Annotated in this window: 10 protein-coding genes; 2 read left to right on the top strand and 8 right to left on the bottom strand. The window is 39.6% G+C overall.

Going from position 1 to position 9658, the window contains the following annotated elements:
- The first annotated feature begins 332 nt into the window (after window positions 1-332).
- The gene (locus DXA20_RS03685) at window positions 333-1649 is read left to right on the top strand and encodes an ISL3 family transposase (protein WP_118559352.1); all 1317 of its coding nucleotides are present in this window, start codon (window positions 333-335) and stop codon (window positions 1647-1649) included.
- The gene (locus DXA20_RS03680; RefSeq protein WP_118559351.1) at window positions 1646-1888 is read left to right on the top strand and encodes a hypothetical protein; all 243 of its coding nucleotides are present in this window, start codon (window positions 1646-1648) and stop codon (window positions 1886-1888) included. The genes DXA20_RS03685 and DXA20_RS03680 overlap by 4 nt, the downstream gene beginning before the upstream one ends.
- A 180-nt stretch (window positions 1889-2068) precedes the next feature.
- On the opposite strand, the gene DXA20_RS16090 is transcribed toward DXA20_RS03680, so the two are convergent.
- The 8 genes from DXA20_RS16090 to DXA20_RS03645 all read right to left on the bottom strand — a co-directional run bounded on the left by DXA20_RS16090 (window position 2069) and on the right by DXA20_RS03645 (window position 9655).
- Window positions 2069-2230: a hypothetical protein gene (locus DXA20_RS16090; protein WP_158577119.1), complete on the bottom strand. Its 162-nt coding sequence runs from the start codon at window positions 2228-2230 to the stop codon at window positions 2069-2071.
- Between the two features lie 135 nt (window positions 2231-2365).
- Window positions 2366-3532, bottom strand: a complete 1167-nt coding sequence (locus tag DXA20_RS03675; RefSeq protein ID WP_118559350.1) for a Coenzyme F420 hydrogenase/dehydrogenase, beta subunit C-terminal domain — start codon at window positions 3530-3532, stop codon at window positions 2366-2368.
- Window positions 3529-4287: a polysaccharide pyruvyl transferase family protein gene (locus DXA20_RS03670; protein ID WP_118559349.1), complete on the bottom strand. Its 759-nt coding sequence runs from the start codon at window positions 4285-4287 to the stop codon at window positions 3529-3531. Before DXA20_RS03670 ends, DXA20_RS03675 begins: the two co-directional genes overlap by 4 nt.
- Window positions 4182-4619 carry a polysaccharide pyruvyl transferase family protein gene (locus tag DXA20_RS17080; RefSeq protein ID WP_118559348.1) on the bottom strand — a complete coding sequence of 146 codons (438 nt, stop codon included), beginning with the start codon at window positions 4617-4619 and terminating at the stop codon, window positions 4182-4184. The genes DXA20_RS03670 and DXA20_RS17080 overlap by 106 nt, the downstream gene beginning before the upstream one ends.
- A gap of 253 nt (window positions 4620-4872) precedes the next feature.
- Complete coding sequence (locus DXA20_RS03660; RefSeq protein ID WP_118559347.1) at window positions 4873-5862, bottom strand: NAD-dependent epimerase/dehydratase family protein; 990 nt, start codon at window positions 5860-5862, stop codon at window positions 4873-4875.
- 20 nt (window positions 5863-5882) lie between these two features.
- The gene (locus tag DXA20_RS03655) at window positions 5883-7082 is read right to left on the bottom strand and encodes an ATP-grasp domain-containing protein (protein ID WP_199877046.1); all 1200 of its coding nucleotides are present in this window, start codon (window positions 7080-7082) and stop codon (window positions 5883-5885) included.
- A 12-nt stretch (window positions 7083-7094) separates the two neighbouring features.
- Window positions 7095-8204 carry a DegT/DnrJ/EryC1/StrS family aminotransferase gene (locus DXA20_RS03650; protein WP_118559346.1) on the bottom strand — a complete coding sequence of 370 codons (1110 nt, stop codon included), beginning with the start codon at window positions 8202-8204 and terminating at the stop codon, window positions 7095-7097.
- 14 nt (window positions 8205-8218) lie between these two features.
- Window positions 8219-9655: a lipopolysaccharide biosynthesis protein gene (locus DXA20_RS03645; RefSeq protein WP_118559345.1), complete on the bottom strand. Its 1437-nt coding sequence runs from the start codon at window positions 9653-9655 to the stop codon at window positions 8219-8221.
- Window positions 9656-9658 lie beyond the last annotated feature (3 nt).

The raw sequence follows: 9658 nt of genomic DNA, 5'->3' as shown, positions 1-9658 counted from the left end.
GATACTCCGAAGCTCTTTCTGGGTGCCTTCAGAAAACAGAATAATTAATTTTTTTTGATTTTTTTCGAATTTACTCTTGACAAAAGTCATTACATATCAGTTTGAGTAACAAATCGGTTCTCCTTTTTCTCTGGGGGATTCTACTTCCTTTTCTGGGGTTTTCTCTAAAATCCCCTTCTTTTTCAGTAGTTCTTCTTTCTTTTCTGGGGACATCCACAGCAAGTCTTAAATTTACGACTTGCGAAACCACTGTTGCCACCGGTTCGATGCTATAATGGCATCATATTGTCTTTCCGACAGACAATAAATAAAAACAACAGGAGGTAGCAACAATGACTACGAAAATCATAAATTCCTTAGCCGGTCTTCCGGCAGAGGTAACCGTCAAAAAACTGGCACACCGCTCTAACTACGAGGAACTCTGGATCTCTTTTCCAGAATCAGAACGAGTCTGTCCTCACTGCGGTTCTCATGACTGTACAATCAAAAATTCCAGCAGAGACTACACGGTATACCACTCTGCAGTCCACCACAGATCAACTCACCTGCACATGCAGCGGAAACGCTACTACTGCAAATCCTGCCGCCGTACTTTCATGCAGCATCCGGAATGGCTTCATCCGACGCTCCACATCACTCAGCTTCTCTACATCGACATCTGTCTCTCACTGACGAAAATGCAGTCTCTCAGAGCTGTCGCAGAAGAAAACGGCGTATCCGAATCTATCGTCTACTCCATCCTCGATCTGATCAGCTTTGATACTGTCAGCAAGCTTCCCGAAACCATCGCCATTGATGAATTCAAAGGCGACAGCGACATCTGGGACAGTGACCGGCATCGCTGGCTCAAAGGCAAATACCACACCAACATCGTCGATGGTGATAATCGTTCCGTCATCGATGTCCTTCCTGTGATCCGGGTTGCTGACCTCAAAAAATACTTCCGTCAGTTTCCCAAATCCGAACGTGACAAAGTCCGCTTCTACTGCTGTGACATGCACAACGGCTTTGTTTCTGTTGCGAAAGAAATGTTCCCTCGCGCCATGATCTGCATCGATATGTTCCATGTCATCAAACATCTGAATGAATGTGTCAGCTCGATCCGAGTGCAGCTCCAGCGTGATCTGGATCCATCTGCTCCAAACTACCGGTTGCTGAAGGGATCCATGCGCATGCTCGTTGCCAAGGAGTCCGGCATCGATTCCAAGTATGACCGGAAAGCCCTGGTTGTGAAAAAACGCATCGACAAGCTTCTGAAATCCTATCCTTATCTCAATGAAGCCTATCAGGCACTTCAGTGTTTCCACTACATCAACGACATGACCATACCTGCTCTCCAGCGTGCACAGCTGACCGAATGGCTCGAAGTTTACTGCTCTTCTGACGTTCCGGAAATACGCCATGTTGCAAACATGGTCCGCCACTGGCGTGGATACATACAGAACACCTGGAAATACAATAAATCCAACGGTGTCTGTGAGGGCTACAACAACCGAATCAAGGTTCTGAAACGGATCTGTTATGGACTTCACAACTTCGAGTCCTTTCGAAAGCGGATCCTGCTCACATGCAGTTCCACACAGTTTGTCACCAGTCCGGCAACGCTCTTCCAACGTAACCGCACAAAGAAAGGGGGATCTCAGCTATGATCAACCGTAACGATTTTGAATTTGCTAATGAACCATTCCCCTACAAGCTCTACATTCAGGAACTCGAAACAGAGCTTGTCGTGCAGAAAATACCATCCATGAAGCCGAGAGATCCTTTCAACAGCTCAGAGAGGACTATCATACTCTTCAAGAGTATTCTTTCACCCTTCAGGATATCCTTGCGAAAAATGGAATCTCATTTCCAAAACTTTACGGATAAACCATGGATCCGGCAGTAATAAACTGCCCATGTCGTGATCAAACAATCAGGAGGTAGATACTTAATAAATTTCCACGAAAAAAAGGACTATCTCGTCCTCTCATACGCATTGTAGGGTGGTCGTTATATGACCAAATATCCACTTCTTTTTTTGACCATCACATAGTCAGTTTATTAAAGTTACCTTTTTTTCAATTATTCAGTTCTTATAAAGCAATTCTTCCTTAGTTTTCGGTACTTTCGGGACATTTTGCCCCACATTTAAATGAAGAGCCTCTTTTAGTTCTGTTTGCTTCCAGACTAATTTGTCTTTCACGCCTTCAAATACGTTTTCATCTGCTTCGTTATTCACCAAAACCAATGATACGCCTTTATCGTCATCAAACTTTGGGGCTGCATTTTCAATTTCCCAGTAGCTTGCTCTGCCTATACTATTGTATCTATCAATTCCGCCATAATCCTCTCATCCACCGTTATAATTCGAATATACTTTTAATCAAAAGTCATTATTTTTTACAGATATGCTATATTCAGCCTTTCCCCCCCTATAAATTTTCAGACGAATAAGTATTTTCTTGATTTCTTGCTTTACACTTTTCACAAAACAGGTTTTCCAAATCATAGAATCAAAACTTTTGTTTGAATGAATTCCCTCAAAAAAATTGTTACGCTGCTTTGGAATAGCAGATGGAGCTACAAGCTGATGATTATGTTGCAGTGCTAGACTCAAATCAACTGTCCGCAATTCAACATTTGACACTTTTAGAATCTGTTCACCTTTTTTTGTTTGGCACAAGGCAAGTGAAATTCCTTTTTTTTGTTCCTCAGTCGGCAACTCACTTCCCCATGAATCCCCAATTGTAATGTCGGAAACTCGATTCAACTGTGCATACTTACATTCATAACAGTTTTCTGTATAAAATAAACCTCCAAGAAAACCTATCATGTACGAGTCCAATACGCCTTTCGCTCCAACATTTTTGTAATCATTTTCTTCTTTCTGCTCAACCTGAAAATGATCTTTCTGACGAAATCGAATTGCTGAAATTGAATTCAATTCAATTTCATGTTCTTTCAGAAAAAGCTTCAACAATTCTGGTGCTGGAGACCCATGACATATTAAATCAATTGTATACAAATTTTCCTTTAATTTATCTGTCAAATAGTTTTTCACACCTGCAATATGACATGGCAATCCAATAAGCAACACTTTTTCACCAGCAAGCAGCCTTCTTCGTACAGCCTTATACATACCAGATGGGTTACTTTTTATATATTTGGATCCAGCAATCTTAGTCAAATCTTCTAGTGTTTCAATAGCAGAATATATGAACTCTCCATTTTCAAATACACAGGTAAATACAATTCCCCCTTGACTTATAAATGCTCTTGATATTTCCGTTGCAAATCCGCCAGAAGCACAGTTTTCTCTAGTTGTTTCATCCCTTGACCATCCTTGATACCAACTTATAGGCTTTTTTAATACAACAGGGGCATTCACTTGGCATACCCTACTACAAGCTCCGCAATCAATGCACTTCTGGTCATCTATTTCCGCATTACATGCCTCCATGTCAACGTGTACATCTATCACCGCTTTTGTACATACATCTGCACACGCCATACAGCCTGTACATTTATTCAGCTCACACACCGTCTTCATTTTTCTTTATCCCCCTCTGTCAAAAGGTCCAAATACTGAATTGACCGGGCACGATAAGAATCGATATTTTTATTTATGACATCAAAATCAATTTTTGGTATTGCTACTTGCTCTTTCACAGTTTTATCCTTCACTTCATATGCATCCAGCACATCGATTAGGTCATTCATTCTTGAATTTCCCTTATCATCCTTTTCAAAAAGAATTACCGGCTTATTAAAAATCATAGAAAACGAAAGACCGTGAAAGGAATTTGTAACAACGCACTCTGCATGACTAACCAGATAAAGAAACTCCTCCGGCATACAATTCCAGAAATAGTGATCTGTCTTATTTAAAATGTCTTCCCAAAAAGTATTTACTGACAAAACTTTGAAGCCATATTTTTTTGCCATTTTTTTACCAAAGTCAAATATTTCCTTTTGTCTATTAAATGCATACACTAAAATATATTTCCCGCTTGGCATATTGTCAGGTTTTTTTGAAATACTATTCCACTCATATCGGCTTAAAAGGTATACTGGATCAGAAACGACTTGAATATTTTGCAAACCTGCTGCTTCAAAAATATATCTCGCCGATTTTTCTCGCAGTGACACATAGTCAAAACGTTTTAATTTATCTTTTAAAGTTACAAGCTGTTCATTTGTCAAGGAATCCATTCCAAGACTGGCAGCATAAGATGATTTCCTTCCCTTTTTGACGAAGTCAAGTAAAAAACGCCATCTTTTCCATTTGGCAGATTGAAATTCCAGATTTGATCGCTGCCAGCGATAAACAGGTCTGCCTCGCTTTCAGATTTTTCAACTTCTTTATAGTTTTTGTATTCTGCAGTCAGCGGTACATATTTCTTTAGGAATCCATAAAACACTTTCTCAGACTTATAATTATCTGGAATTCTAATCACTTTTCTCAACAATAACTTTAGCTTGTTTTTTGTTTTGGTCGACCCTTTATAATACCATGGTCTGTAATTAATCACCTTTGCATTGTTTCCACAATCATTAAGAAACTTGCAGAGTGCATATGTCTGAAGGACAGCGCCATAATTATATGCATAGTGACAAGTCACAATTTTTATATTCATAATTCATTCCTCATAAATGTTCTCACTTGTTCGGCTACATTACTTATAGTCGTTTTCAATGCATTTCTGCCGTAATAATGTAACATTACGTTGCCTACTACTCACCTCGTAGAGGTATGCAATGATTCGAGTAGCATAGCCCATGTACCGAAGTACACAGGCATATTTCATTCAATTCTCACAACATTTATTAATGATTTATTTGTATTTCTCTCCGTACTAAATTCCGCATGAAATACAGCGCGGATATCAGTCACCGTGAATTACAGCTAATCATGCTATTTTGCATTTCTTTCTTGAAATCCTGCAACATTTCCAAATAGCTATATTGAGGATGATATCCAAGTTCTTGTACGGCTGGTGTTATATCCATAATATATTGCGGTGCATTAGGCTTATCCGGTCGCATTATAATTTTTGATTTCTTACCGTTTTCTCCAAATACATCAACGATTCCTTTGATTTGGTCTAAAAGTGAAGTTCCAACGCCCGTACCAACATTGTAATATCCACAATTTCGATTCACAAACAGTGCTTTATAGAGCATTTGGCAGAAATCTTTGACATAAACCATATCTTTTACGCGACTTGAATCCCCCCACACTTCAATGGGCTCTCCTGCTATTGCTTTATCAATGAGAAATCGGTATCCAATTTTTCTCTCTACGCCATCTACATAAAACGTATCGATTGGTGAATAGAGATAGATGGTCGGCAGTCTAAAAATAAATCTCTTCAGACCATACATCTGATGGTAGTTTTCAATCATATCTACCGCAAAGTTTTTCGACATCACATAAATAGTATGGTCTGTCGTGAAACTGAATTTACGCGGTAAGTCCACCGTCAAAAGTGGATTTTCGTCTCCATAATCTTTGATATCGCCAAAACTCTGCGCAAACAAAATACGATCCGCATTGTTTTTTCTGCAATATTCTAATATATTCAGATTGCCAGTAATGTTTACATCGATATACTTATAAGGATTGTATCCTTTCATTCTCGCTGGCATCGCACCAGCGAGATCAACCACGGCATAAACATCATTTGGAAGTTTTGAAAATTCATCCTTATTTGTGATATCCACCCGATAATACGGAACATCCAATTGGTCAAAATAATCTGTTTCGCGAGTGCCGGTTGCAACAATTTGATATTTTTCATTCTTATAGTGCTCTAAAAAGTACTTTATAAAATATTGTCCGGTATCTCCACTAGCACCAAATACAACGATTTTTTTCATTGTGCCTTCCTTTCTGGTAATTACTTTAATACAACTTTTACATATTTATTTTGGTTGCCGAGGACTTCTTCAATCCTCTCTTGGCTGTCAAATCTGAGAACCAGTGTACCAATTGCTTCATTGGCTGCTTCAAATCCTCCAACAGCGGTGCCTTCTTCAATCCAAAGATCCCGCTCCACCACATCTTCTGCAATCTCATCCGAAATCCAAAGTTCCTTAAAGACGCCCGGCTCGTCACTATGAAGAATAATTTCAGCCCAGCAACCGTTATAGGGCTTCTGCTGGATTTCATCGATTGGTAAGCCAACCGAATACTTTACCATATTTGTAATCATGTCCACACCAGTTGCGTAACGTAAACATTCTGCCAGACGGTTTCCACCGCCACGAGGAGACATTTCCATAATATACGCTTTACCGTCAGTTCCTTCGCGCGTTTCAATATTGTAAACCGCAGTTTTCATCTTCAGCAATTTGAGAAGACGCTGAATCTCATTCTTCAACTCTTCTTGATGCTCCGTAGTCATTGAGGATGGCCAACTAAAGGCAGCCGGTGTGTACGGATTCTTTGCATCTCGGTCAAATCTCTGACAATCGAAGGATACAAACTTCAACTCGCCATCGATAGAGAAACTATCTGTGTCGGATGAATAGCCATGCTGCGTGATAAAATCCTCGATAATGAACTCGTCCGAGTGCGAGTATGACAGGGCATACTGGATGCTCTTTTTCAAATTCCTTGGTTCATCCACACGAGTTACACCTTTGCTACCAGCCGAATCGGTAGGTTTGACGATTACCGGCCAATGGAACATCTCAACATCTTTTAATGCTTCATCAACATTCTTGTAGCCTTTTGCCGTCGGAACAGTAAAGCCATGCTTCGCCAGAAACTCACGAAATTTCCCTTTATTTTGCAATATGCAAACCGACTCGTACGGTCCCACATTGGGCAGTCCCATTTGTTCTGCCACATAAGCTGCCGTAATAACGCCAGGATCACAGGCAAAAGACATGATGCCATCAATATTCAACTTCTTTGCCGTCTCAAGTGTCTTTTCCTTGTCGATAATGCTGACATTGCAATATTCATCAGAATACTTGTGTGCAATGTTATTTGGTAGATAGTCACAAGTAATCACATAAATTCCAAGATCATGTGCTGCTTTAATCACCGGGAGTGCATAGCGCGATCCTCCCAAAACCATCAATTTTTTCACGTTATTCCCTCCTTAGTATTTGCAACTCAAAATAATATTGCAGATCCTATCTACGTCCTCCAGTGCCAAATCAGCATACAAAGGCAACGTAAGTACTCGTTTACTGATATGTAAGGCAACAGGTGTCTTCGTAACATCATACTTTCCGTGGAAGCACTCAAATGTATTGGTCAGAGGGTAAAAATACTTTCTGGCCCCAATTCCGTTTTCTGCTAATTTGTCAAATACTTCTGCGCGACTTGCACCGAATAATTTTTCTTCGAATACAACAGGGAAATATGCATAATTGCTCTTCACATCATCCTGAACGCAATTAAGTTGGATTCCATCCACACTGCTCAATCTTTCGCGATATCTCTCGACCACAGCCTTGCGCTTTGCAATTTCCCCATCGACATGACGAAGATTGCAAACTCCCATTGCTGCACAGAACTCATTCATTTTTGCATTTGCACCAATAGCAGGCACTTCCTCTGGTCCGTGGATACCAAAATTCTTCAATTCATAAAGTTTAGCCCCCAACTGCTTATCCTTATAGCAGACAGCACCGCCTTCGATACTATTGAATACCTTTGTGGCGTGAAAACTAAAGCACGAAGCATCACCGAAAGAGCCAATTCCCTTTCCCTTATACGTTTCGCCAAACGTATGCGCAGCATCATAAATAACCTTCAGTTCATACTTATGTGCAATGCGTTCAATTTCTTCGATATTACACACATTTCCATATACATGAACTGGCATGATTGCGCAAGTACGATCCGTAATCAACTTTTCAATTTTTCTTGCATCCATACAATAGGTATCCGGGTCAATATCACAAAACACCGGGGTCAATCCATTACGGACAATCGCATGGGTTGTAGATGCAAAAGTAAACGGCGTCGTGATAACTTCCCCTTGCAAATTCATAGCCTGCAATGTGAGTTCCAATGCCATATGACCATTTGTTAGAAGATCAATGTTTTCAACTCCGAGGTAATCGCACAGATTTACCTGAAGTTCCTTGTGTTTCGGTCCCATATTGGTCAGCCAATGACTATCCCACATCGATGTAATTTCGTTCATATACTCATCAAGCTCTGGCATTGACGAACGAGTTACCAAAATTTTGTTTTCCATAAATTCAAACCTCCTCATCTTTTCAAAAACGATTTAATCATTCCGAACAGATATTCAAATTCCTCTAAATGCAATACCAAAGATACTCCAATATAAATTGCAGCACCTGTGATAATCTGAATAAATATCACAATAATTGTTGGCAACTGGAGAAGCCCTACAAAATAGACAACGACTCCCATAAGCAACGCAATAATAATAGGCGGAAGTATATCTCTTAGCTGCTCAAAATAATTGTAATCCAGTAATTTCCAATTAGGCCATGAATTTATTATTTGACTAAACACGCTCGAAATTATCAAGCTAAATGCCATTGCCATAACGCTAATTCTCATTGTAAGCAAAAGTAATGTTATACCTACTACCTTTTTTACAATTTCCAGCCCAAGAAAAAGATCACTTCGTCCCATAGCTTTAATAGCATTGAGATTTGCAGTGTGGATAGGCCAAAACATATATGTGAAGCAGAAGATTCTCAAGTAAGGAACACACGGCAACCACTTATCGGTTAAAAGCAATTTAACCACCGGCTCCGCACAGAACATTAGTCCCATCATCAAAGGTGCCATAATATATGTACTAGTTTTTATCGCACGACGAGTCATGCTCTTAACTCGATCACGATGTTCTTGCTGCCCAGCCATTGACGGTAATAATACACTGTCAATTGAAGCATTTATATTCGTCACAATTACTTTAGGAAATTTATCCCCTTGGTTATAGTATGCTAAATCAGCCGATGTATAAATCTTTCCAATAATCAAATTACGCAAATTGTTATACACTGTATCTAATAGAGAAGACGCCAACAACTTCCATCCATAAGATAGCAAGCACTTTAATCGTTCCCACGAAAACATTTTCTTAGGTCTCCACTTTACTGTAATCCAAAGAATCAATGTATCGATTGCTGTATTTGATAATTGCTGTGCGACAATTGACCACACGCCGCACCCTGCATACGCCATACCAATCCCAAGAAATGCCGAGAAAATTGTTCCGCCCAAGGTCGCGAAGAAAAATCTCTTGAACATCATATTCCGTGAAACGTATGACTGTTGAATACCCTTCATGCCAGAAATAATAATCGTAAGACTGATCACACGGATAATTGATGTAAGAGATGTATCATTGTAAAACACTGCAATTATAGGTGCAACTACGAACATTACCGCATATAAAATCAAGCATACTGCAAAGTTAAAATAGAAAACTGAAGAAAAATCCAAGTCATCAGCATCTTTCTTTTGAATCAGTGCCGTTCCAAGTCCACTATCGACAAAGACCTGCATTATAGTAGTAAAAACCATCACCAATGACACTGTTCCAAAATCATTAGGTGTTAAAATACGTGCCAGAACAATTGATACAATCAAAGTTACAGCCTGGGCTCCACACCTTTCTGCAAAGCGCCACAAAAAATTAGTTAACGTTTTTCTTGTTTCATTCATCAC

Source organism: Roseburia sp. AM59-24XD, from assembly GCF_003478445.1.
Lineage (GTDB): Bacteria > Bacillota > Clostridia > Lachnospirales > Lachnospiraceae > Jutongia.
Note: the sequence above shows the minus strand (reverse complement) of the source record. Positions and strands in the feature narration are given on the sequence as shown.